Origin of the sequence: Tepidibacter hydrothermalis (assembly GCF_029542625.1) — a bacterium.
GTDB lineage: Bacteria > Bacillota > Clostridia > Peptostreptococcales > Peptostreptococcaceae > Tepidibacter_A > Tepidibacter_A hydrothermalis.
The window spans coordinates 669,030-693,289 of record NZ_CP120733.1 but is presented as its reverse complement, the minus strand read 5'-3'; the positions used below and the strand labels follow the sequence as shown (position 1 = coordinate 693,289).

Sequence of the window (24,260 nt, the reverse complement as noted above, 5' to 3'; positions counted from 1 at the left end):
TTTCTACATATTTATCAAAACAATTACCATATATGAGTATTATATCACAGTGTTTATCCGAAAGCTAAAGTTTATAATACTATAAGCTTCTGAATAAATTCTTCTTGATAATATAATCTATATTATATTTTGTGTATTGATTTTATTTCTTTATATCTTTTACCTAAAGTACTTGGACTTACTTTGTATTTTTTAGCTATAGCACTTTGAGTTACATTTACACCATCTTCTTTTTTAGTATGGTATTCAACTGCTGAAGCCCATCCATTTTCAGTTCCCTTTACTTCATTGTTGTTCTTATATTCTTCCCATATAGTTAAAGCTACTTCTAAATAAGCATCTTCTATATTTTCTGTTATAAGATTTTTAACTTCACACTCTTTTTGTGAATTATCTACTTCTTTAGTATCTACTTTTTTAGTATCTTCTTGTTTTTCAACATTATTCACTTTTGCCTTAGAAGTTTCTTTCTTTTCTTTTAAATATGTCCCTATTTTAGGATCTATTAGTTGTTGAATATACTTGTAGAATATATTTGTATTGTATACTAGGAATGTTTCCATCTCCTTATAAACATCTTTATTCTTTTCGTATATATTATTAATATCTGCTATTATAACATCCTTAATTTTTTCAGATATAGATAGTACAGTGTCTATAAATTTGTTAACTTCTACAACATTAGCCATTCTACCTATTATTAATTCTCCAACTTTTAAATCTTTTAATACATTTATATCTTCTATATAAGTTTCTTTATCTAGTATTAAATCTTTAAGTATAGCTTTATCTTCTTCTATGTTTAAGATTTTATATATAGTTATGTATGATTTCAATTTACTTTTTAATATATTCTTTTCTATTATATTTAATTTATTTTTATTTTCTTCAAAGAATGATATAGCTATAGTTTTATTCTCACTAGTTATGTAATCTTGAAGATAGTATGTATTAAAGAATGAATTGAATTTAGAGTTTATTTCTTTGTCATCTACTATATGGAATTTATGTTGTGCATTAATATATTCATCATAGAATTTATCTTTTCTAGAATAAGCATATAGTTTTTTAGTTATACTTATATCGTGTTTTTGTGAAAAATCAACTTTTTGTTTTAGCATAGAATTTTTTTTATCTTTATTTAAGCAACATTTTTTATATTTTTTTCCACTATTACATGGACATAAATCATTTCTTCCTACCAAGTTGTGTTTCCTCCCTCACATTTTATTCATTTGTTTTTATTAAGATACAATATTGTATTATATCATTGTTTGTCAAAACATTCTACAAAATCACTTCATATTTTTTCATATGTACTATTTCAATATAATATTATAAATTAACTTATCAATAAAAAAGTTCATCTTTAGAAGAATCTTACAATGTAAACTTTTTTGAAACTCATAGCGAAAATTATATTTATCCACAACTTAAAAAGGAATATAATTTCCTATTCGTTATAAAAAAGATATTTATCTTTTCAATACTCATTTTGATCCTTTCTAAATATTTCCTTACTATATATTTCTATAAATATATAGTGATATCCTTTTAATATTTGTAACTTCACCTTTATGCAGAAAAAGAGAATAGAAAATAGTTAAGATTATTCTCTATTCTTCATTTAAAGTTTCTATTCAAGTATTGGTAAAGGTTTTATATTCATTTTTAGTTTCTTAACAGTTCCATCAACTTCAACTGAATTTGTTGCAGTTTCTCCTGCATTTCCAAAAGGTATATAACTATAAACAACTATATAAATTTTACCTTTTTCAAAGTCGAATTTATTAAGGCCTGTGTTCATGTCCTTATAACTTGTATACTCTTCATTTGATTTTTGTATTAGACTTTTGCCCTTAACTTCGTATATCTTTAGTGTAGTATTTTCAGTTTTGTTTTTATCTACACTAATATTTATATTTGGATTAGGACTATTTATCTCAATTTTAACTCCTATATATTGTTTAAGTGTATTAACAACGTCTACCTCTACATGATCACCTTCATTTTTTCCTTTTAAACATTCATCTGCATTATTATTTACAAATAATCCTTGTTTAACAATATTAGAACTAATATTTAATTCTAACTCTGCTATTTCAGACTCATTTCCTGCTTCATCATAACATATTGCATATACAATATCCTCTTTACCAACTACTATTTCTCCCTTGTAATCAGTCCAATGTAAGTCATTATTTATTTTATATTTTCTAATCACTCCATCATTTGGATAAGTTATTGTTACTTTAACATCTTCGCCTGATATAGAAGGTTTTATTATTGGCTTCTCTGGTGGTGTTTTATCAAATATCACAATACTTTTATCCGTTGTAGATGTAACTTCTTCAGCCTTGTTTCCTGCCTTGTCTACAAAATTCAATGTGAAATCTACACTTCCTTCTATATCATCCCTTTGCATAATATAGGTTGCAGTCCAATTTGATCCGATCCCTGCTATATTTGCAACTTTTCCAGCTATTGTTATTATTGGTTTGTTAATATCTTCATCAGTTTCTATAATTAATGTTATTGTATCTCCTACCTTTGCTAACGAAGTATTATTTTTATTATTTGAAGTTATAGTTACTATTGATGCTATAGGTGATTTTATATCTGCTTCTTCACATATTGATACACTTATTTGTGGGAAATTTTTATGTCCATCACTACCATCAATATCTTTATAGTCTATATAAGATGTACTATTATTGTTACTATCTTTACCCCAACTATACTCCCCTGCTTTAGTAGCTTTTAACTTAACAAAAAAATCGAATGGCTCAGCTTCAAATTGTTTTGTTTGTTCATTTAATTTATATGAAATGCTTCCTATATCTCCACTTACAGTTTGACCATTAATTTGTAGACAATCTGACTTATCTATAATTTTCATTTCTTGAGGAAATGTTTCTTTAAAGTTTATACCATGTATAGGCAAATCACTTTGTATTTGCTCAGCTAATTTTTGATACACTTCATCTAATGCACTTCCATCTACAGCCTCTTTATAATAACCATTAGCACTATTTGCTATGTTTTTCAATTCATTTTTATCTGCATCATTACTAAAAGCAATCATAAAAGAATCTATTTTATGCTCTCCATTTAATATTAAATCTTTCGCTACTTTATTAGCATATAATCTGTCATTATAAGTGGAATGATCTCCACCTCCACTATAATGATAATTTCCTGTATTTCCAAGATAAAATTTTCCATTTTTACTACTATGGAATGTGGGCTCTCCATCAGTCATTAAGATTACATATTTACGTGTATTCTCATCTGAACTTGAAAATTTATAATATGCTTTTCTAAGTCCGTCTCCAATATTAGTTCCTCCATAAGGGGTTAAGTTATTAATTTTATTGACAAAAGCTTCATACTGATTAGAATTTGATAAGTTTGCAAAATTATAACCATTAAAAGTAACATCTTTTGCGTAACTTTCGTAAGGAACTAATGCAATTTTAGTTTTTTCGTCTTTTTTAAACTTTTCGATAAAGTTTTTAGAAACATCTTTCATAACATCTATTTTTTTCTTTCTTCCTTGACTATTAATTTCATCTCCTGTCTTCGATAACCCTATAACTTTAGCATTGCTTGTTCTTGGATTTGCAATTGTTGCTACATATAAATTATACGATTTATTACGATTAAATCTATTTCCATCAAGATCTTTATAATAACTAAGCTGTAAAATCCTTTTCCCATTATTATATGTATTACAATGTGCCTTAAATAAAGCTTGAAGACCCCATATACTATCTCCATAAGGATTTTCATAATCATACCATACTAAATTTTCCAAGTATTTTTCTAACTCATCTGTTTCCTTATCAGTATAAAATGTTAAATACTCTAGATCATTTTCATTCTCAACAGCAGGTTCATCAAAGTTTATTTCATAATAATAATTCCTACCATTTCTTCTCAATTCTCCTTTTAAATTCCTAGGAGCATATTTTTCTTCAAATATAGATTGATCCTCATTTAATTCATCATTGTAATCTATATATTCATTCATACTTCCTGATGTGTCCATCACCAAGACAATTTCTTTATTCTTTAAGTAAGATTCTGGTATAATATTTTCCGCTGGTATTGGCTCTGGTTGAATCTTATAATTAATTGTTATTTCTTCATTTACCTCATACTTATCTTTATCTATACTTTTAGTCAATGTTAATGGTGCTTTTAAATTATTTTTAAGTTCTGCTTCAACTTGTGGAAACTCTTTTTTATTCTTATAGATAGATTGACCATCTGTTAATGTATAAGTTATCGTAGAAGGCTTTGTACTTGTTGGATACCTTCCTGTTTTTACATCTTTATTAGGTCTTTTGATTTTATAACTTACTGTTAAAATATCTTCTTTATTACCAATATCATCAAATTTCCAAACTAACTTATTTCCTTTTTTTATAAACTCAACCTTAGATGAATAATCTCTACCATTCAGAGTTACTTTAAAAGAATTAGGTACTATATCAAAATTATCAGAAACTTCATCTTCTATTACAAAGTCACTAACAGTTATACTTTCTTCTACATTTTCTATATACTTACCACCTATTAACCCTATATTCGTTAGTGATGAATATGGATATATCACGTCTGTCATTCCTGTTTGTGGATCAGCTTTTGATATTCTCTCATAGACACCACCGCCATTACCCTTTCCTGGTATAGTAAATTTATAACCTTCTGGTAATTCAACTTTCACTCTATACCCCGACCATCTTAATCCTTCAAATAAATAATATCCTTTGCTTCCCTCTGAATAATTTTTTGTTTTTGTTGTCATTATACAATTGTTTTGACTATCATATAATTTAACCGTTACACCGTTAATACCTTCTTCATTTGGTTCTATTTTTCCATTTCCTTTTCCATTTCCTTTTTCTTTTCCATCATACCATACGTATCCACTTATTTTATTTGAACTAGATGATGTACTACCATTATTGTTTTCTGTTGAATCGTTATCTAGAATTTTATTATTTTCAATATTTTTATTCTTTACTTCTAAATCAATCTCATATTCTTCTTGCCTCTCTTGACCTAAATTATTACTAATTGTTTTGTCTACTTCTATAGAATTGTCTAAACTACTGAAAGGCTCTAATTGAAAATTTAAAATACTTTCTTGATTATCTACTACATCAATAGTTTTTGTTTTTCCTATATACGCTCCGGCTTTATAAGCTTTCACACTTGCTAAGCCTGATGTAACATTTGGTATTTTATAATTCCCTTGTTCATCAGTATATATTCTCCATTTCCCATTAACCTCAACATAAGCTTTTCCAATAGGTTGATTTGTTTTAATATCAGTTATTTTTCCCTTTATTGTTCCTTCATGCATAAGATCCTTAGGATTTATTAACAGCTTAACAAAATCTATAGCATAACCATCTCCAGCTCCAGTTGTAGGATCATCAATACTTATATGTAAATTATTATTGTTTTCTAATAAATCATAGTATTTAGAAGGCATTTCAAAAGTTATTAGTTTCCCAACTGGCCCCGTTTGATTAAGATGATTTATTAATTCCTCAAACTCTGGTATTCTCGTTTCTGTTTTATCATCAGCTATAAATTTAACTTGATAAGTAGCACCTCCAGCAGTTGCTCCTCCCGCCTTTGGTTGAAAATCATCAACAAACATTTGTAATTTAGCTGCTTTAACTTCAAAATTATTATTTTGATCCTTAATATTCTTTATATTATGATTAATATTAATGATACCTTTTTCATCTTTCGGAGTTATTTTTGGTGCTCTTTCTATACCAGGATACTGAGGTATCCTTATTTGTCTATTTGAGTATCCATCTGCTCCTATTCCTGATACATTTTGTTCTTTTTCATAACTAGATACGGTTATTATTGCATCTAATCCATTAGGTTCATATTTATTAATCTCATCCCATTTGAAGTTATCATATGGATCATTTCCGCTTCCCCAATAATGAGCTGATGTACTTTCTCCACTGAATGGATTTATTGTAGTCCATCTTTCTCTTCTTCCATTGTTCAATCTATATTCCTCAAAAAAATTGTTTGGAGTATAGTTCCACCCAAGTCCAAAATCATCTATATCCCCTACTCGTACAGTATAATCTGCTTCAGTTGTTACTCCAATTGAAGGATTTGATATATTTGTTATATTCTCCTTTACTATACTTTCGATATTACTTGTATTCGACCATCCATAATGATATTTTGAGTTCCAATTTCCATTATTATTTATATTTTGTGCTGATACATTCATAGGAGTAAAAACAATCATATTGAATACCATAAGAATACCAGTAAACAAACTCACTAATTTTTTAAAGCTTTTTTTCATCTAGCTCCCTCCTTTTCAATTATTTCATTATTATTTTTTGAAATTTCTAAAATAAACTTCATCTATAATCTCAACTTCAGAGCCATTCTTTTTTGCTTTGATTTTAATTTCAATACCTTTGCAATCTATATAATCTGACTCACTGGGAATAGGACGTATTTCAAATTTTTCGATATTTTCTGCTAATTCCACTTCTGATTCTGTTCCTTTTTTATAACTTATTATTTTATTTGTTTTATCATATTTTATAGTCAAGTCCGTTTTAAATTCAATTATATATTCAGAAGGTTTATCAACTGGATCTTGTAATACCTTTTCTGTTTCTCTTACTCTATCTACAATTTCATTTATAGCCTTTTGCACTTGATGCTGTACTGTTATTTGATCATCTGCTCTAAAGAATGTCTTATAGTTTGATAAAAAAAATAAATTTATTGCTCCAATTACTATTGAAGTTATAGCTAAAACAATTAGTAATTCTATTAATGTAAATCCTTTTTTATTTTTCAAAATATATTTCATTTTACGACCTTTCTTTATTTTGTCTTTTTCCATTCACTAACTTTTATAAATTTAGATAGCGAAACTTGACCTTCACTTTCTTTCAAATTACATAAAACCTTTATTTTTTTATTCCCTGTTTTTTTAAATAAATTTTTTAATTCTTCATTTTGAGATAATTTATTTAATATATAGCTATTTAATTTATTTCTTCCATAATCATTACTGAATTTCTTGGATTTATTACCTTCTATATAGATATTTCCTTGTGTAATTATAGTTCCTTCAAAATCAACATCTCCTGATATATGAACATCTCCACCTGTTATTATTATTCCTTTTATCTTTCCACCTTTACCTTCCAATGTATAACCTGTATTTGAATTGATATAAATTATTTCTCTATAATCTTTTTTTTCAGTATCTTTATTTTTATCTTCCTTATCATCTGTATTTATAGTTTTAAAATTTAACATGTTACTTATATTTATTTTAGAAAAAGTATGATTTTCCTCATTTTTTAAAATTTCATCTATGTCTACTTGAGGATCTCCCATGGCATTTACATAAAAATCATATTCTTTTTGATTTTTTTTAAACAGTTTATCATAATCAATTGAAACTCCACCATCTTTAATATTTCCATCATCTATATATGCACCAATGCTGTATTTAACATCTTTGATATTTATTTTTCCATTACCAACATTTAATATATTATCATCTATTTTTGCTTCACTTACAGCCATAAGATATTTTTTTCTTTGTTTATATAAAGGGTCAGATTTACTATCTACTCTATCCATTAAAATCAATGGTGAAAAATAATCAAATTTGACATCATCAGATTGTAAATTTGAATCATACTTTTTTTTAAGATTTTCATATACCTCATTATCATAATATACATCTGAATAAGCTTTATAATTTCCTTTTACAGATACACTTTCTCCAGTTTGATAGTATTTTTTTTCAGTTGGATCATCTCCAAGCTCTATATATGAAGTTCCTGCTATGAATGTTCCTTTATATTGTGGAGCATACCATTTACCTTTTCCTTCTCCTGTTATCTCAATAGTAGAATCGTCACTGCCTATACTGTCATTATTTATAACTATACCACTACTTTTATCATGCTTTGTATTTTCCTTACTTCCATCATTAAATCCATAGTAACTACCATCAATATATATATTTGCATTTGATCCATTTAATTCTATATCATCATATGTATTTACATCGCCTTTTATATTTATATTAGAGCCTGTATTCCCATCGGGAATTGATAAACTATTACAAAATACTTCTCCATTATTTACAACATTTATAGTAGAATTATCTTTTCCCGTTTGAAAATACGATCCCGTTATTACTTTTCCATTTACATTTAAACTTCCTGAAGCATCTCCATATCCTACTATAATTCCTTTAGTTTTAATGTTAGAGTTGTCTTTATTTCCATATGCATATATATCACCTTTTACTTCTACTTTTTCTCCTTTTACTTTTATATCTTTATCTGATAATAAAGCTTTTGTCCAAAGTACATTTTCCGTAAATTCTTCAATTTTTTTATTTGAATAATCAATATAATAATCAGGTATTTCAATAGAAAATTTACTTTCAACTCTTTTTTCAATCTTATCTTTAATAGCACTAGATTCTAAAATAAGTTCAAATGTATTAAATCCATCACTGTATTTACTATAATCCTTTATATCTACAGAAGACATATGAATATTTGCTTCATTTCTCAGTTCACCCACAAGATGTTTATCTATATAAGCTTTGTAACCTTGTTGTTTTATTCCTGCTTCATCCTCATATCCTTGTGCAAACCAAACTTGCATATCATTTTTAAATTCTTCTTCATCGTTTATACTTCCATCTTTATTTACATGTGTGCTTATTGCTTTAATTTGTTCATATAAATCATCTACTTCTTTTTTATACGCTTCTGCACTTATATCTTTTTCTTGAACTTTACTTATTTTTCTAACAAGATCTTCTATTTCCTTCAATTTTTCATCTACTCTTTTTCTACCTTCCGTAACACCTTCATTTACTACATCTTCTATAACAACATAGGCTTCTTCAAGTCCTGATTCAGCTAAATAGAACGACTGTTTTGATTTCATATCTATTTTTTTCATTTTAAAATTCATTACACTTGCAGATAGTATAGCTGTTCCTAAAATACTAAGTACTGAAAGTGACATTAATACCATTATCAAGGTAGACCCTTTTTTATTATTTAAAGTTCTTTTTATCATAATATCTACCCCTAATCTATTTTTCTCAATCCTACTAATTCAACTTTACTCTTACTATTTTTCTTTTCAACTTTTACTGTGATTTTGACAAGTTTCTTATTTGTTCCATACTCTTGTACTTTCTTTGTTATTTTAAAGTTTGGATAATTATTATCTTTTACTTCTTGTTCACCTTCATCTGTAAGTTCTATACTATCTGAGAATTTTAGCTGTTCCATATACTTTTGTGCTAATTGATTTGCAATCATTTGATTTTCTGAGTCTTTGTTTACTTTTACTGTATTTACGAAAAAAGATGACAGAGGCGCAATAATAATTCCCAGTATCGCTAAACTAACTATAAGTTCTACAAGTGTTAATCCTTTATTGCTCTTTATCATTTTATCACCTTAACATTCCCAAGCTTATTAACTACCTTTACTCTAGGATTTTTAACATCTTCATAATCAACTTTTACATTCAGTTTTAGGTTTGTTTTATTTATTAAAGATAAATTTACTCCACTATTATCTTCATCACTATTTCTTTTATTACTTATAATATTAAGATTTACAGTAGTTCCATGTGGATCAAACTGAATCATATCATTTTCATAGTCTTTAGGATAAGCTTCTCCTTGAGTTTTATATTTGTAATAATATTTTTTATCAACTTGAACTATTTGAAATTCTACATTTTCAAAATTTCGATTATCTGCGTACACATAGCTTCTACCTAACTTATCCATAGCTCTTCCCATTATCACAGTAGGTAAATCGGAAGATATAGGCTTTACAGTCATAATAAAATCATTATTCACAACTATATCATTTTCATTATATTCAGAATACCCACTAAAAGGAACAAACGGGTCACCTTTTCCATATCCATTGTCAAAATCCCACTTTAAATACTCTTCATCTTGTTCATGAATCTTAGCAGCGGCGTAAAAGTCTAATGCAATACTTCCTGTTATACTATTATTATCGGTTACAATTCCTTCTTCATCTATATTGTTTTGTTTAGATTTAGATATTGAAATATTATTTACAAGTATCTTTTTATCATATGTTTCTATTTGTTGTAAAAAAACAATTAAATCTTTATATTTTCCCTTATAACTAATTGTTGCCGTCATTTTTTCAATTTCATTTGTATTTTCCTCTGGATCTTTTTGTTCATCATTATTTGTTTCATCTTTCTTTACTTTTTTCTTCCCTTTATATTCTTCGGATAAATCTTTTATCAAATAATCTTTATCTTTTTCTTCTTCTTTCTTTACATCAATTACATTAACATCTATGTCTGAAAAGCTAATTGATTGCCCTTCTATCTTTGATTTTTCAAGCATATCATCTAAAATCACTATTATTTTTTCTTGATTTATACTTGGAAATAAAGGTTTTGTCATAGACTTTATTTTAGCATTTATAATTTTAAATTCTTTATACACTGGGCTATTCTCAGTTATTTCTACTTTAACTCTTTCTACCTCAGCTTTTTTGTCTATTACGTCTTGCTTCATATTATCAAGCTTTGTAAGCTGTGGACTTAATATAAATTTATAATATCCTCCTATAATAAGAATCAATCCTAGTACTATTAGCATTATTTTTTCTCTTGTACTTAATTTCACTACATTTCACCGCCTTTCAAGGTGCACTTTAAGGCAAATGTGAAATTCTCAGATTCATCTGATTCTTTACTTATATTAGATATATGTACAGACTCAAATATATTTAATTGCTTCAAGTTATATTCAAGTTCTCCTATAGATGTTCTATTCATTGCTACTCCCTGAATACTTATATTTATTCCATCTATCTTCATATACCTTAAAAATAAATTTGTAGGTAGTTTTGAAGATATTCTATCCATTAAAATAGTATTAATTTTATCTGCTTTATTCATTTCTATATTAATATCACTTACCTCATTATAATATTTTTTCATAATTTCTATTTTTTCTTTTTTCTTATTCACTTTTGCTAACTCTTTAACTACTTTTTCTGAATTTAAATATTCTTCATACTTTGCTTTTTCTTTTTCTAGCTTTGTAATTTTACTATTTGTATATATTGTAAATCCAACCATAGATATAATTAATATAGTTATACTTAAAATTATTAATATATTATTATTTTTTGATTTTTTATTTTCATTTATATATGGTGAAAAAAAGTTAAAATCTCTCATAACGCTCTACCTACTTTCGTATAATTGAACCTATGCAATTTAAATATTGATTTAGTTTTATATCTTGTGTTTCTTTACCGAGCTTTACATTAGACATTTTTTCTATTTTCACAACTGAAATATCTAATTCTTTTTTCAGGTAATCTTCTAACCCTTTAATTTCTGAACCTGCACCATGTAAGTATATTTCATCTATTGTGTTTTCTCTTTTTATATTTTTATAATATCTGAATATCCTTCTAATTTCTTCCATGTAATTATTTACAGTATCTTTTACTATGTCATTTAACATTTCTAATGAAATAAGACCCTTTTCATGATTTAAATTAGAATTTTCTATTTTTCTCTTTTCAGCTTCTTCTAACGATACATTAAGCATATTCGCAATATTTGTATCTATTTCATTACTTCCAACAGGTATAACTCGACTAAATTCTACTACCCCATTAGAAATCATATTTAAATTCATCTGAGTATGTCCTATATCTATAACAGCAACAGTTTTATCCAAACTGGAGTTTTCATCATTAATAGTAACCTTAGATTCATATAATTTAGATACTGCATTTGAATTCATATCTAAAGCTACAGGAGTTAAACTTAATTCTTTTATTAATTTCAAATAATCTTCTGCTATTGTTTTAGGAAGTGCAGCAACAGTTATTCTTCCTTTTTTAATACCTTCTTCAATAAAAGTTTCTAGAATTTTATATTCTATTACATAATCATCAAACATAATCGGCAAATACTGCTCTATTTCAAATCTTACCATTGTGTTCATTTCTTCTTCTTTTTTTGCAAGAGGTAGTTTTATTTCTCTATTGATGATTGATGTACTCTGAACTGTACAAATTGTTTTTTTAGTTTTTATTTTTTCACTTTTTATGTATTTGTTTATAACTGACTTCAAACCTTGTATGTCCCATACGTTTCCATCTCTATACGAGTTAGGAGGAGTTTCTATGACAATTGCCTTTTCTACCGATACATTATTTTTATTTTGTTTTCCTAATACTATTTTTATATTTTTATTACCTATATCTATAGACAAAACTTTGTTATTAAACAAGTTATTCCCCCCATTAATCTAGCTTATTATTTTGAGTATATACCAATTTATGATCTCATCTCCATAGTAGATTGTTACAAAAGCTGCCATGGCTATAAAAGGTCCAAATGGAATGAAATCTTTTCTACTTTTTATTTTAAGAAATATTAATATCAATGAAACTACTGCCCCTATAATAAAAGATAATAACGTTATCAAAAGAATATATTTATATCCTAAACTAAAACCTAACATTCCCATGAGCTTAATATCTCCTCCACCCATAGCGTTAGTTATTAGTGCAATAATCAAAAACAATCCTCCACCAATAAGTAGTCCGATTAACCCATTCAAAGAATCCCCTTTAAAATTATGTACTATATGTATAATAAAACTTAATAGCATTCCAAATACTATAATTTCATCTGGTATAATCTGATGATCATAATCTATAAAGCTTATAACTATAAGAATACTTGCAAGAATTGCATATTTTACGAATAAGATGGTTATACTAAATTTTAGATATAATATTAAATAGATTAATGCATTTAATATCTCGACTAAAGGATATCTCATAGATATTTTTTGACTACAATATCTACATTTACCTCTTGTCCAAATAAAGCTTATTACTGGGATTAAATCAATAGGTTTTAGATTAGTATTACATTTTGGACAATGAGATGGTGGAAATGAAATTGATTTACCGTTTGGTATTCTATGTATACATACATTTAGGAATGAGCCTATGAGAAGGCCTAGGGTTAAAATTATTAATTTCATATGTTTCTCCTTTGAAAAATATGTAGGAAGTGATTAGCCATGGGCTAATCACTTATGCAATTTTATATTTATTCTTTAGGGTCTTCCTTTTTAGCGGTTTCTTCCCCACCATAAAGAGTTTTACCATCTAATGTAACTTCAGCTTTGCCAGTTTTCACATCTAAAACAAAATCCTTATCACTACTTTGAGCCTTAGGTGTTTTGTCTAAATATCCCTTATCCACAAGATCTTTTATTTCTACATCATCTACTTCCTTTTGAATACAATAAAGTTCAGCTGATTTTCCTATCATTGAAGCTGTTGCTCTATCAGCTTTTTCCTTAGCATCTGCTTGTATTCCAGTAAATCTTGGAACTGCAATAGCTGCTATTATTCCTAATATAGCTAAAACTATAATTAATTCAACTAACGTAAATCCTTTTTTATTCTTTAATTTCTTTTGAATATTTCTTAACATAATTTCACCTCCTTTCAAATATAATAAAAGCCAACTATTTAAACAAACATACTTGCTTAATACTTGGCGGTCGGTTGCACCACTAACTCCACATCTTCCAGGTGCCCAAATACAGAAGATACTTCACAGTTCCCTATATAATTTTTCATTTTAAAAATCTAACGATTAAGTTTCTTAAATATATACTAAATTTCATACCCAAGAAACTAATAATTATTCATTTTTTGAACAACTTTTAAATAGATATTTATACTAAGAGAAAAAACGAATTGTTCTTGGATTATGTAAAAATAACTCTACATATCTATTGTATTAACCATATCAAACATAGGAAGCATCATAGCTATAACAATAAATCCAACAACTCCACCCATAACAATGATCATAATTGGCTCAATTAATGTCGTTATTTGCCCCAATGCTGTTTCTAGTTCTTCATCATAAAAATCAGCTGTCTTTTCAAGTATTTCATCTAGAGAACCTGATTCTTCTCCTATTTTTATCATTGAAGTAACCATTGGTGGAAATACTCCTATCTTCTCAAGAGGACTTGCAAGGTCTATACCTTTTCTAACCTCTTCTTTAGCTTCAAGGATTCCTTTTTCTACGATTATATTTCCTACTATTTTTGCTACAATTTCAAGTGCTTGTATTAACGGTACTCCACTTGATAATAATGTAGATAATGTTCTTGTAAATCTTGATGTAATTATTTTCTGTGTTATTCCTTTTACTATAGGTATTCTAAAGTTTATAATTCCTATTAACATTTTTCCTCTTTCACTTTTTGTATACTTTATTATAGCATAAATACCGACAGAAAGTGTCAATAAATGTATATACCAATAGTTTTTTATACCATTACTTATACTGAGAAGTATTCTAGTTGGAAGAGGTAGTTCAACTCCACTGCTTTCAAACATTCCAACAAAAGTCGGCATAACAAAAGTTAATAAGAATGTCACTACACCCACTGCTACTATACTTAATATTATAGGATATGCCATAGCACCCTTTATTTTGTTATTAATTTTGTTTTCTTTTTCATAATGAAAAGCCATTCTCTCCATTATCACATCTAAGTTACCACTTACTTCTCCTGCTTCCACCATGTTAATAAGCAATTCTGGAAATACATGTTTTTGTTTTTTAAGACTTTCTGAAAATGTAAGTCCTTTTTGAACATCATCATGAACATCCCCAATAACTTTTGCAAGTTTTTTATTTTCAGTTTGAAGTTTTAAAATATCTAAACAACTTATTATTGTAATACCTGCATTTAACAATGTATAAAACTGTCTACAAAAAATTGCTATATCCTTAGTTTTTATTTTTCTAAAATAATCTCCAATTCTTAGATCTTTACTTCCTCTATCTTCCTCTACTTTCATAGGATAATAATTGTTTTGCCTTAACATTGACAAAACTTCTTCCTTCGAATTTGCTGTATACTTACCCTCAATCTTCTTACCCGATTTATCTATAGCACTATACTTATAGTTGGGCATATCTTCACCCCCTATATATATCTACTGACCATATCCTTATCTACTGCATAAGTCAACAATGCTTCTTTTGATATAATTCCTTTTGCATATAAGTTCCTTAGTTCATTATCCATAGTCTGCATTCCAAACTTCATCCCCGTTTGTATAGAAGTTTGTATTTGATGTGTTTTTCCTTCTCTTATAAGATTTCTTATTGCTGTAGTTGCTACCATTACCTCAAGTGCAGCAACTCTTCCACTTCCATCTTCTTTTGAAATCAACTGCTGTGATATAACTCCTTCAAGAACTGCAGATAACTGTACTAATATTTGATCTTGCTGGTGAGATGGAAAAACATCTATTATTCTATCTATAGTTTTAGCAGCACCTATAGTATGAAGTGTTGAGAATACTAAGTGTCCTGTTTCTGCTGCTGTTAGAGCAATTGATATTGTTTCTAAATCTCTCATCTCTCCAACTAATATTACATCAGGATCCTGTCTTAAAGATGATCTTAAAGCATTTGCAAATGACTTAGAGTCAGTACCTATTTCTCTTTGATTAACTATACTTTTATTGTGTTTATGAAGATATTCTATAGGATCTTCTAATGTTAATATGTGCTCACTTCTATTTTTATTTATGTAATCAATAACGGATGCCAATGTCGTTGACTTTCCGCTTCCTGTAGGTCCAGTTACAAGTACAAGGCCTCTTTGTTTTTTAGCTAATTCCTTTATAACAGGTGGAAGACCTAGTTTTTCCATACTTGGTATTTCTAAAGCTACAGATCTTATAGCCATACAATATGTTCCTCTTTGTTTAAATATATTTACTCTAAATCTTCCTAATTTATGATAAGAAACTGATGTATCCAATTCACCTTTTTCTTCTAATTTTTCAAATTTTTCTTCATCTAGTATTTGCTTTACCAAACTCAAATTATCATCTGGCAATAATATATCTTCCCCATACTTACTAAGCTTTCCATTTATCCTCATAACAGGTGGAAATCCAACTGTTATATGAAGATCTGATGCCCCTAATTCTATTGTTTTTTCAAGTAAATCATATATGTTCATATCCATCACCTAATTATTATTATTATATGCAACTGTCATAAATTCTTCAAAGCTAGTTATTCCATTTAGTACAAGTTCTTTACAATTATCTTCAAGTATGATCATTCCCTCATCCATTGCTATTTTTCTCAATTTATCTATACCTTCTTTATTATCTATTGATTCTCTTATATTTTTACTCATATTCATTATTTCATGAATTGAAGTTCTTCCTTTATATCCAGTATCATAGCATTTAGGACACCCTTCACCTCTATAAAGCTTAGTGTCGTCTACTATATTAAGTATTTCTTTTTCTTTTTCACTAGGAGTATATGCTTTTTTGCAGTTAGTACATATTTTTCTAACAAGTCTTTGAGCTATAGACCCTACTACAGATGCTGATATAAGGTATGGTTGTATTCCCATATCTATAAGTCTAGTTATTGTAGATGGAGCATCATTAGTATGCATTGTACTTATAACAAGATGTCCTGTTATTGCTGCTCTTGCTGCAATTTGAGCAGTTTCACTATCTCTTATTTCTCCTATCATTACAATATCCGGGTCCTGTCTAAGTATTGATCTAAGTCCATTTGCAAAAGTTAACCCAGCTTTATTATTTACTTGAACTTGATTTATACCATGAAGCTTATACTCTACAGGGTCCTCTACTGTAATTATATTTTTATTTATTTGATTTAATTCCCTTAATATTGTATATAATGTAGTTGTTTTACCACTTCCAGTAGGACCAGTAATTAATATGATTCCATTAGGATTCTCAATCAATTTATAAAATCTATATAAATTATCCTCTGTAAATCCTAGCTGGCTCTTTGAAAGTAAGAATGAACTTCTATCCAAAAGTCTTATAACTATTTTTTCTCCAAATACAGTCGGTAGTACCGATATACGAAGGTCTACTTCTTTTCCATCTATACTTAGCTCTATTCTACCATCTTGCGGAACTCTTTTTTCTGCAATATCCATTTTACCCATTATTTTAATTCTTGTAACTATTGCCGAATGAGTAGTTTTTGCAGAATTCATAATTTCCTGAAGCTGTCCATCTACCCTAAATCTTATTCGAACATTTTCTTCGAATGGTTCAATATGTATGTCACTTGCTTTGGCTTTTATTGCCTGTTTTATTATAGAATTTACAAGCCTAACAACTGGGGCATTATTTATATCATTTAATATTTCTTCATCTAAATCAGTTATGTTATCTACCTCATATTGTCTTTTGAAATCTTCTATTGCCTTTTCAGCTACTTCTTTTCCATAACTTCTATCTATTGCATTTAATATGTCATGTTGAGAACATATGCACGGCTCAATATCCATATTTGTAGCTATTTTGACATCATCTATTGCAAATATATTAAGAGGGTCTACCATAGCTACCATAAGCTTTCCTTTTTCTTTTCTTATAGGAATTAACTCATATCTTCTTGCTAAACTCTCTGATATTAACAATGGAACTTCTTCATCTATTACAAAATTGTCCAAATTAATATGTGGTATCCCTAATTGAAACTCTAATATTTCTATAATATCTTGTTCCGTTATAATATTATTATCTATAAGTATTTGGCCTAACTTTTTTTTAGAATTTTTTTGTTCTTTTAAAGCTTTTTCCAATTGTTCTTGAGTTATTTTTCCTGTAGATATTAGAATTTCTCCTAATTTTATTTTTTTGTATTCCATAATAAAATCCCCTCGTTATTTAATCCACTGCTATATGCTTTAACTCTTTTTCTCGTGGAATTCCTTTAATAGTTAACATATCATGAGACTTAATATCTATATCTAAATCATAACTTTTCATATACTCTATCTCTCCATTTGGATCATTTGTATACTTATTTAAAGCATCAGTATTTCCTATAACCTTTATTTCATAAGGCTGAACTATTGGAGTAAAGTTTACGTTTATATGATTTCCTGCTAAAGCAATAGCACTATATTGACTAACCGTTTGTCCATTTATAGATATAGCTTCCCCACCATGTTTTTTTATTTGATTAATCAATCTTACAAAAAAATTATTTTTTTCCATAAGATCGCCTAAGTTTACATCTTCTTCGGTACCTATCTTTATAACCATACCAGGACCTTGAACATCCTTGTATCCTAAAGTTATTTTTAGATTATCTATATTTTCTTTCATACTTTTACCTAATGGGTCGTCTATCTTGTTTTCTTCTAATATCTCTAGTTGATTATTCAAGTGTTCCTTCTTAGTTATTAACTTTTTATTTTCCTGTTTAACTCTATTAACTTGATCTATTATCTGTTTATCAAAGAAAGAAAGTTCTCCAACTGTGTTGTAATTACTTTTAAATTGAATGCCAATTCCCATTCCCAAAACTAAAGAAAGTATTAATATATGTACATAGGATTTTTTCATAATCTTAACTCCTCAAATTCAATTTACTATTTACTATTATAATACATCAAATTCTTTTCAATTTATACAAAAACTTAACAAAAATTCACATATTACAATTTCCTTATATGTATAAATATTCTCAGTAATGTAAACTTTTTTGAAACCTATAACGAAAATTATAGTTATCAACAAGTTAAAGAGAAATATAGTTTCCTATTGGTTATAAAAAAACTTGTGAGTATATTATATACTCACAAGTTTTTTAAACTTAATTTAATTTAAATTGTTTTGTCACTTCCTCAAGTTCTAGAGCCATACTTGATAATTGTTCAGCAGATTTTGTCATTTCATTTATTGTGGCAGATTGTTCTTGACTAGAAGCTGCAACCTCTTCTGTATTAGCAACAGCATCCATTGATATGCCTTCTATTTCTCTAGCAAATTCCCTAACCTGCTGAGACTTTTCATTAGAATCCGCTATATTGTCACTAGTTATAAGTAACTTCTCTTTTGTTAAGTCAAATCCATCTAGTATACGTTCTAAATACTCTGATACCTCAGTTACTATAGATTCTCCCTTTTTTGTTTCTTCAGCGCCTTGATTTATAGCTCCACTAGCTCTTTGAGTATTTTGTTGAGTCGCTGTTATTAAATCTTTTATCTTATCAGATGATTTCATAGATTCCTCAGCAAGCTTTCTTATTTCATCTGCAACAACAGCAAATCCTCTTCCACTCTCACCAGCTCTAGCTGCTTCAATAGCAGCATTTAAAGCTAATAAATTAGTTTGGTCTGCTATATTATTTATAACCTCTAATATATCTCCTATTTCTTTTGAAGCCTCATCCAAATCAATCATAACATCAGATGTATATCCAACACTTTCTTTTATAACATCCATTTGTGTTATCATATCCTTCATCTTTTCTCTACCTTGAAGTGCTAATTTACTAGTTTCATTAGCATTATCAACCACATCTACAATCTCATTTTTTATGTGATCCATAGATTCTCCAACTTCTTTTATATTATTCAACACATTATTAGTAGCCAAAGATTGTTTTTCTGATCCCTGAGCTATATCCTGAGTTGATAAAGCTATCTGTTCAGAAACCATAGCTGCTTGCTCAGTTGAAGCTAACAATTCTTGAGAAAAAGATGATACACTAAGAGTTACATCTTGAATTTTAGTAGTTATCCCACTTAAATTATCTATCATATCGTTAAAGCCTTCTGTCAGTACTCCAATTTCATCATTTGATTTTATATCTATTTTTTCAGTTAAATCTCCATCTGATACTTTTTTAGAGACTTGAACTACTTTTTGAATAGGATCTATCATTTTTCCAAGTACAAATATTATTATACTCGCACTAAGAATAAATGTTACTATAGCTGTAATTATAGATTTTATCATTGTACTTCTAATAGCAGAATTTAAATTCTTTTTAGATATTCCTATATCTATAGCACCTATATGCTCTCCATTGTCATATACAGGCATTAATACATCATAAACTGGTATAGTATCTTTATACATAAATTCAGATGTATATTGTTCTCCATTTTGAGCAGCTTGTATACTTCCCTCATCAGATAGTTGCATTCCTATTCTATCTTTTTCACTATGAGCTACAGCATTTAAGTTTTTATCTATAAACAATGCAAATACTATATTATCTTGTTCTGTCATTTTATCTACTACAGTTTGTACATCCATAGACCTTTGCATTTCTTCTATAGAATTTGCGATAATACCAACTTGAACTATGCCTCCATTTTGCAGCCTTGTTGCTCCATATTTATAATAATCCCCAGAAACCTCACTTTTTCTTATATCCTCTACAACTTTATCTGAACTTCCCTCAAGTAAAGGTTTAACTGCATGAGTATCTGGATATTTATAACCTAGGTTTTCAATTAAGTTTGAGTATATTATAACCCCATTAGTATCTGTTACATCAATCTCAGAAACGCCTGTATTTTCAGCTACTTGCATTAAATATTCATTTGAAATTTGTTCCTTACTTCCAATAATATATGCAACTGATACTATTGTATTTCCTAGCATTTCATCTATTTGGTCTATTGCTATACTATTTCGTTCTAATTGAGATGTTATTTCTTTTACTAATCCTAATCCATCTTCTCTTAACTGCTTTTTCATAGATTCATCTATTGTTTGAATAGATAAATATGTACTTATGGTCAATATAACCATTATAACTAATAATATAATTGCTGTTATCTTTGTTTTTATTGAATTCAAGTTAAAATTAAATTTAATTTTCATGTAACCTCCTCCAATTTTATTATTTTTATGCATTTTTTTAACAAATTAATTCATTTTACTTCATTATTATAACACATTTCTCCATCTTATTTTCTTTTTACTTGCCTAAATCATAATATTTATGTTAAATTTTTCGAATAGTATTATAGTTATAACTAAAAAAAACTCTTTTAAGATAAAAATCTTAAAAGAGTTTTTTTTTAAACTTTAAATTGTTCAACCATAAGTTCAAGTTCTCTAGTCATACAAGAAAGTTCTTGTACTGATGCGGATATTTCTTGTATACTTGCAGATTGTTGCTCACTAGATGCAGCAACTTCTTCAGTACTTGCAACCGAATCCATAGTTATAGCTTCTATTTCATGCGTAACATTTTCTATATTTTTAGCCTTCTCATTTGATATATTAATACTTTCATTAGTCTTATATAATTTTTGTTTTGTTATTTCAAATCCATTTAATATATCTTTTAAGTAGTCCCCTACTTCAGTTACTATAATTTCACCTTTATTTGTTTCTTCCAATCCTTGTTGTATAACCTCCATAGCCTTTTTGGTGTTTTCCTGATTTGATAATATTAAGGTCTGTATCTTATCTGCTGACTTAGTTGATTCATCTGCAAGTTTTCTTATTTCATCAGAGACAACAGCAAATCCTCTACCACTCTCTCCTGCCCTTGCAGCCTCTATCGCTGCATTTAAAGCCAATAAATTTGTTTCATCAGCTATATTATTTATAACCTGTAGTATAACTGCAATCTCTTTAGAAGCCTTTTCAAGATCATCCATTACACTACTTGTATATCCCACATTCTCTTTTATTGTATTCATTTGGTTTACCATATCAACCATTTTTTCTCTTCCTCGAATAGCTAATTCACTTGTATTATCAGCATTGTCTACAACATCCTTGACCTCATTCTTTATATTATCCATCCCACTTACAACTTCTTTTATATTATTTAATACATTTTCAGTAGATTGAGATTGCTTTTCTGAACCAGATGCTATATTTTGAGTAGATATAGCTATTTGTTCCGATACAACCGAAGCTTGTTCAGTTGACGAAAGAAGTTCTTGAGAAAAATCTGTTATATTAGATGTAGTTTCTTTTATTTTTGTAGTCATAGTTCTTAAATTATTAGTCATCTTATTAAAACTAGATGCAAGCATCCCTATTTCATTATTACTATGTATGTCTATAACCTTAGTCAGGTCTCCATCAGACACCTCATTAGATACTTTCATAACTTTGCTTAATGGTTTTAACATTCTATTTAGTAATAAAATTATTATTCCGGAACTAAGTACAAAAGCAATACATGCTATTATAATAGTATTTATAAACATTTGTTTCTTTACACTATCTAAATTCTTCATAGATATTCCTATATCAACAGCCCCTATATGTTTACCTTTATTATAAAGAGGTACTAATACGTCATATACCCAAAGACCTGGTTTAAGCTCATATTCCCATGCATATTCATTTCCATGTTTTGCAGCCTCTTGCGTTCCCTTATCAGAGAATGTTTCTCCTATTTTTTCCTTATCGCTATGAGCTATAGCAGTCAAATTTTTATCTATTATAGTTATATATTCTATACCATCTTGTTTTGCTATTTTTTCTATTATTTTTTGATTAGATACAGAGTCTTTTATATATTCTATATCATTAGCTAATATACCTATTTGCAGTATGTTTCCATTTTCAAGCCTTATAGCTGAATACTTATAATAATCATTTGAAACAGAACTTTTTCTTATTTCCTCTATAATTTGATCTTCACTTCCATTGATCAATTTAGAAACAACATGATCCTTTGGATATACAAAACCTAAATTTTCACCTAAATTAGAATATATTATAACACCGTCTTTGTTTGCTAAATTAATTTCCGAAACATTACTACTTTTAGCTAATTCAACTAAATAATCATTAGATATCGGTTCAATTTTAGCAATTATATTACAAATAGACATCATATTGTTCTCTAATAATTTCTCTATATTGTCTATAGTTTCATTATTATTTTCTATTTGTAGTATTATTTCTTTAGCAAGCTGAGTTCCATCTTGCTGTAATTGTTGCTTAATAGATTTTTGTGTAGTTCTTATAGACATAAAACTTAACGTTGCTATTATTATAAGTAATGTAATTAATATAGTACTTATAAATTTAAACTTTATAGAACTGCATTTGATTTTCAATAAAATCCCCCCAAACCTCCATCTCAATATCTATATATTAACATTTTTTAATTTATTTGTCATTAATTAACATACTTTGCAGTTATATTCCATAAAAAAAATACGTTTTTTATAAAAAACGTATTTCTTCTTATATATTATAAGTATTTATATCTCCACCAAAAGCATCTACAGTTTCATTAAACACAATAAAATCGTTAATATCTTCAATACCATACTATAAAAAATCCCGAATTTATTCGGAATCATTTATATAGTCTTCAAGTTCTTTTACTCTTTTCTCAAGTAAAACTATCCTTACTAGTAATTCATCTTTATTTTCCTCTTTATTCTTTAAAAACTTTATTGCATAATACCCTACTGCAACAGGAATACTCATTATTATCAATAATATAATTATGTTTATACCGCTAAACAATAATGCCATACCATTTTTTCTCCTATTCAAACTTTATTTTGAATATAATTTTATCATTTTTTTATCAAGTTGTATATCTTATCATTCTTTTATTAAAATTAATTATATTTTTATACAATTATGTGTAATTTTTTCATTTTTTGAAATATAATAAATATAATAACTATTATAGACGTTTTCTATATTTAAATTCATCAAGTAAAACTTAATATCAGATGAGTTTTTAATTATTTTAAATTTCGTGTAAAACTTAAATACATAATTTTATTATTTTAAAGGAGGGGTTTTATTATGAAGCAAGCTTACCTTAAAACCGAAATGTCACAGCATGAAATGATTTTAAACCAAATGGGCGGTCACGTAAAGATTATAAAGGGGATAATGTGTTATGTTAAATTCAATGTGAAAAATATTGATGTTGAATACGTATATCATATAAATAATTTAAATAACTATTTCCTCCAAAGAATTTCGCCATATCCTATGAACATCGGAACATATGCAAATAAAGATGAGATAATAAACGTTATAAAACACGATATAGCACAGTTTGAAAATGCATCCAACTCTACAGTTTTTGAAGAGTTTATAAGTATAAATAAAAGATTTGCAGATGCAGAAAAGCATTTCGAAGATTTATATCTTTACTACAATATCCCCCATGACATGTTCAAAAAATTAAATGATAGCTTAGATGAAATAGAGGATTATATTAAAAATTGCAAAAATCAAAGTACAAGAGTCTATTTTGAAAAGGACCCAGAGAATCTAGAATAATCAAAATACCTCCTTAC

The 24,260-nt window shown here is 27.6% G+C and carries 18 protein-coding genes and 1 riboswitch; of the genes, 1 reads left to right on the top strand and 17 read right to left on the bottom strand.

What is annotated here, in order from left to right; translation table 11 throughout:
- Positions 1–122: 122 nt before the first annotated feature.
- From P4S50_RS02945 to P4S50_RS02865, 17 genes are all read right to left on the bottom strand, one after another.
- Complete coding sequence (locus tag P4S50_RS02945) at positions 123–1,205, bottom strand: YecA family protein (protein WP_277733013.1); 1,083 nt, start codon at positions 1,203–1,205, stop codon at positions 123–125.
- A gap of 431 nt (positions 1,206–1,636) precedes the next feature.
- Positions 1,637–6,358: an SdrD B-like domain-containing protein gene (locus P4S50_RS02940; protein ID WP_277733012.1), complete on the bottom strand. Its 4,722-nt coding sequence runs from the start codon at positions 6,356–6,358 to the stop codon at positions 1,637–1,639.
- Positions 6,359–6,388: 30 nt separating this feature from the next.
- Positions 6,389–6,880: a PilW family protein gene (locus tag P4S50_RS02935; RefSeq protein ID WP_277733011.1), complete on the bottom strand. Its 492-nt coding sequence runs from the start codon at positions 6,878–6,880 to the stop codon at positions 6,389–6,391.
- A 14-nt stretch (positions 6,881–6,894) separates the two neighbouring features.
- On the bottom strand, positions 6,895–9,132 hold the full coding sequence (locus tag P4S50_RS02930; protein WP_277733010.1) for a pilus assembly PilX family protein: 2,238 nt from the start codon (positions 9,130–9,132) through the stop codon (positions 6,895–6,897).
- Between the two features lie 11 nt (positions 9,133–9,143).
- Positions 9,144–9,512 carry a PilW family protein gene (locus P4S50_RS02925; protein ID WP_277733009.1) on the bottom strand — a complete coding sequence of 123 codons (369 nt, stop codon included), beginning with the start codon at positions 9,510–9,512 and terminating at the stop codon, positions 9,144–9,146.
- A complete protein-coding gene (locus tag P4S50_RS02920; RefSeq protein WP_277733008.1) occupies positions 9,509–10,747 on the bottom strand; it encodes a hypothetical protein in 1,239 nt (412 codons plus the stop codon). The genes P4S50_RS02925 and P4S50_RS02920 overlap by 4 nt, the downstream gene beginning before the upstream one ends.
- Positions 10,747–11,307: a PilN domain-containing protein gene (locus P4S50_RS02915; RefSeq protein WP_277733007.1), complete on the bottom strand. Its 561-nt coding sequence runs from the start codon at positions 11,305–11,307 to the stop codon at positions 10,747–10,749. Before P4S50_RS02915 ends, P4S50_RS02920 begins: the two co-directional genes overlap by 1 nt.
- A 10-nt stretch (positions 11,308–11,317) precedes the next feature.
- Complete coding sequence (pilM, locus tag P4S50_RS02910) at positions 11,318–12,376, bottom strand: type IV pilus assembly protein PilM (protein ID WP_277733006.1); 1,059 nt, start codon at positions 12,374–12,376, stop codon at positions 11,318–11,320.
- A gap of 18 nt (positions 12,377–12,394) precedes the next feature.
- Positions 12,395–13,141 (bottom strand): prepilin peptidase, encoded by a 747-nt coding sequence (locus P4S50_RS02905; RefSeq protein WP_277733005.1) that lies wholly within the window; start codon positions 13,139–13,141, stop codon positions 12,395–12,397.
- A 68-nt stretch (positions 13,142–13,209) separates the two neighbouring features.
- A complete protein-coding gene (locus tag P4S50_RS02900) occupies positions 13,210–13,599 on the bottom strand; it encodes a competence type IV pilus major pilin ComGC (RefSeq protein WP_277733004.1) in 390 nt (129 codons plus the stop codon).
- Positions 13,600–13,658: 59 nt separating this feature from the next.
- Positions 13,659–13,742: riboswitch (cyclic di-GMP riboswitch) on the bottom strand.
- A gap of 153 nt (positions 13,743–13,895) precedes the next feature.
- Complete coding sequence (locus P4S50_RS02895) at positions 13,896–15,107, bottom strand: type II secretion system F family protein (protein ID WP_277733003.1); 1,212 nt, start codon at positions 15,105–15,107, stop codon at positions 13,896–13,898.
- An 11-nt stretch (positions 15,108–15,118) separates the two neighbouring features.
- Entirely contained in the window at positions 15,119–16,168 is a 1,050-nt protein-coding gene (locus P4S50_RS02890) for a type IV pilus twitching motility protein PilT (protein ID WP_277733002.1), read from the bottom strand.
- A 9-nt stretch (positions 16,169–16,177) separates the two neighbouring features.
- Entirely contained in the window at positions 16,178–17,860 is a 1,683-nt protein-coding gene (locus P4S50_RS02885) for a GspE/PulE family protein (RefSeq protein WP_277733001.1), read from the bottom strand.
- 19 nt (positions 17,861–17,879) lie between these two features.
- Positions 17,880–18,563 (bottom strand): DUF881 domain-containing protein, encoded by a 684-nt coding sequence (locus tag P4S50_RS02880; protein ID WP_277733000.1) that lies wholly within the window; start codon positions 18,561–18,563, stop codon positions 17,880–17,882.
- Positions 18,564–18,813: 250 nt separating this feature from the next.
- Positions 18,814–20,838, bottom strand: a complete 2,025-nt coding sequence (locus P4S50_RS02875) for a methyl-accepting chemotaxis protein (RefSeq protein WP_277732999.1) — start codon at positions 20,836–20,838, stop codon at positions 18,814–18,816.
- A gap of 200 nt (positions 20,839–21,038) precedes the next feature.
- On the bottom strand, positions 21,039–23,048 hold the full coding sequence (locus P4S50_RS02870; RefSeq protein ID WP_277732998.1) for a methyl-accepting chemotaxis protein: 2,010 nt from the start codon (positions 23,046–23,048) through the stop codon (positions 21,039–21,041).
- 235 nt (positions 23,049–23,283) lie between these two features.
- Positions 23,284–23,475 (bottom strand): hypothetical protein, encoded by a 192-nt coding sequence (locus P4S50_RS02865; protein ID WP_277732997.1) that lies wholly within the window; start codon positions 23,473–23,475, stop codon positions 23,284–23,286.
- A gap of 282 nt (positions 23,476–23,757) precedes the next feature.
- Between P4S50_RS02865 and P4S50_RS02860 the strand changes: the two genes are divergently transcribed.
- Complete coding sequence (locus tag P4S50_RS02860) at positions 23,758–24,243, top strand: hypothetical protein (RefSeq protein ID WP_277732996.1); 486 nt, start codon at positions 23,758–23,760, stop codon at positions 24,241–24,243.
- Positions 24,244–24,260 lie beyond the last annotated feature (17 nt).

What these genes read in the sequence shown, in the direction of transcription:
- P4S50_RS02940 (WP_277733012.1), bottom strand. Translation starts at nt 6,358, where the DNA reads ATGAAAAAAAGCTTTAAAAAATTAGTGAGTTTGTTTACTGGTATTCTT.
- P4S50_RS02935 (WP_277733011.1), bottom strand. Translation starts at nt 6,880, where the DNA reads ATGAAATATATTTTGAAAAATAAAAAAGGATTTACATTAATAGAATTA.
- P4S50_RS02930 (WP_277733010.1), bottom strand. Translation starts at nt 9,132, where the DNA reads ATGATAAAAAGAACTTTAAATAATAAAAAAGGGTCTACCTTGATAATG.
- P4S50_RS02925 (WP_277733009.1), bottom strand. Translation starts at nt 9,512, where the DNA reads ATGATAAAGAGCAATAAAGGATTAACACTTGTAGAACTTATAGTTAGT.
- P4S50_RS02915 (WP_277733007.1), bottom strand. Translation starts at nt 11,307, where the DNA reads ATGAGAGATTTTAACTTTTTTTCACCATATATAAATGAAAATAAAAAA.
- P4S50_RS02905 (WP_277733005.1), bottom strand. Translation starts at nt 13,141, where the DNA reads ATGAAATTAATAATTTTAACCCTAGGCCTTCTCATAGGCTCATTCCTA.
- P4S50_RS02900 (WP_277733004.1), bottom strand. Translation starts at nt 13,599, where the DNA reads ATGTTAAGAAATATTCAAAAGAAATTAAAGAATAAAAAAGGATTTACG.
- P4S50_RS02895 (WP_277733003.1), bottom strand. Translation starts at nt 15,107, where the DNA reads ATGCCCAACTATAAGTATAGTGCTATAGATAAATCGGGTAAGAAGATT.
- P4S50_RS02890 (WP_277733002.1), bottom strand. Translation starts at nt 16,168, where the DNA reads ATGAACATATATGATTTACTTGAAAAAACAATAGAATTAGGGGCATCA.
- P4S50_RS02885 (WP_277733001.1), bottom strand. Translation starts at nt 17,860, where the DNA reads ATGGAATACAAAAAAATAAAATTAGGAGAAATTCTAATATCTACAGGA.
- P4S50_RS02880 (WP_277733000.1), bottom strand. Translation starts at nt 18,563, where the DNA reads ATGAAAAAATCCTATGTACATATATTAATACTTTCTTTAGTTTTGGGA.
- P4S50_RS02875 (WP_277732999.1), bottom strand. Translation starts at nt 20,838, where the DNA reads ATGAAAATTAAATTTAATTTTAACTTGAATTCAATAAAAACAAAGATA.
- P4S50_RS02865 (WP_277732997.1), bottom strand. Translation starts at nt 23,475, where the DNA reads ATGGCATTATTGTTTAGCGGTATAAACATAATTATATTATTGATAATA.
- P4S50_RS02860 (WP_277732996.1), top strand. Translation starts at nt 23,758, where the DNA reads ATGAAGCAAGCTTACCTTAAAACCGAAATGTCACAGCATGAAATGATT.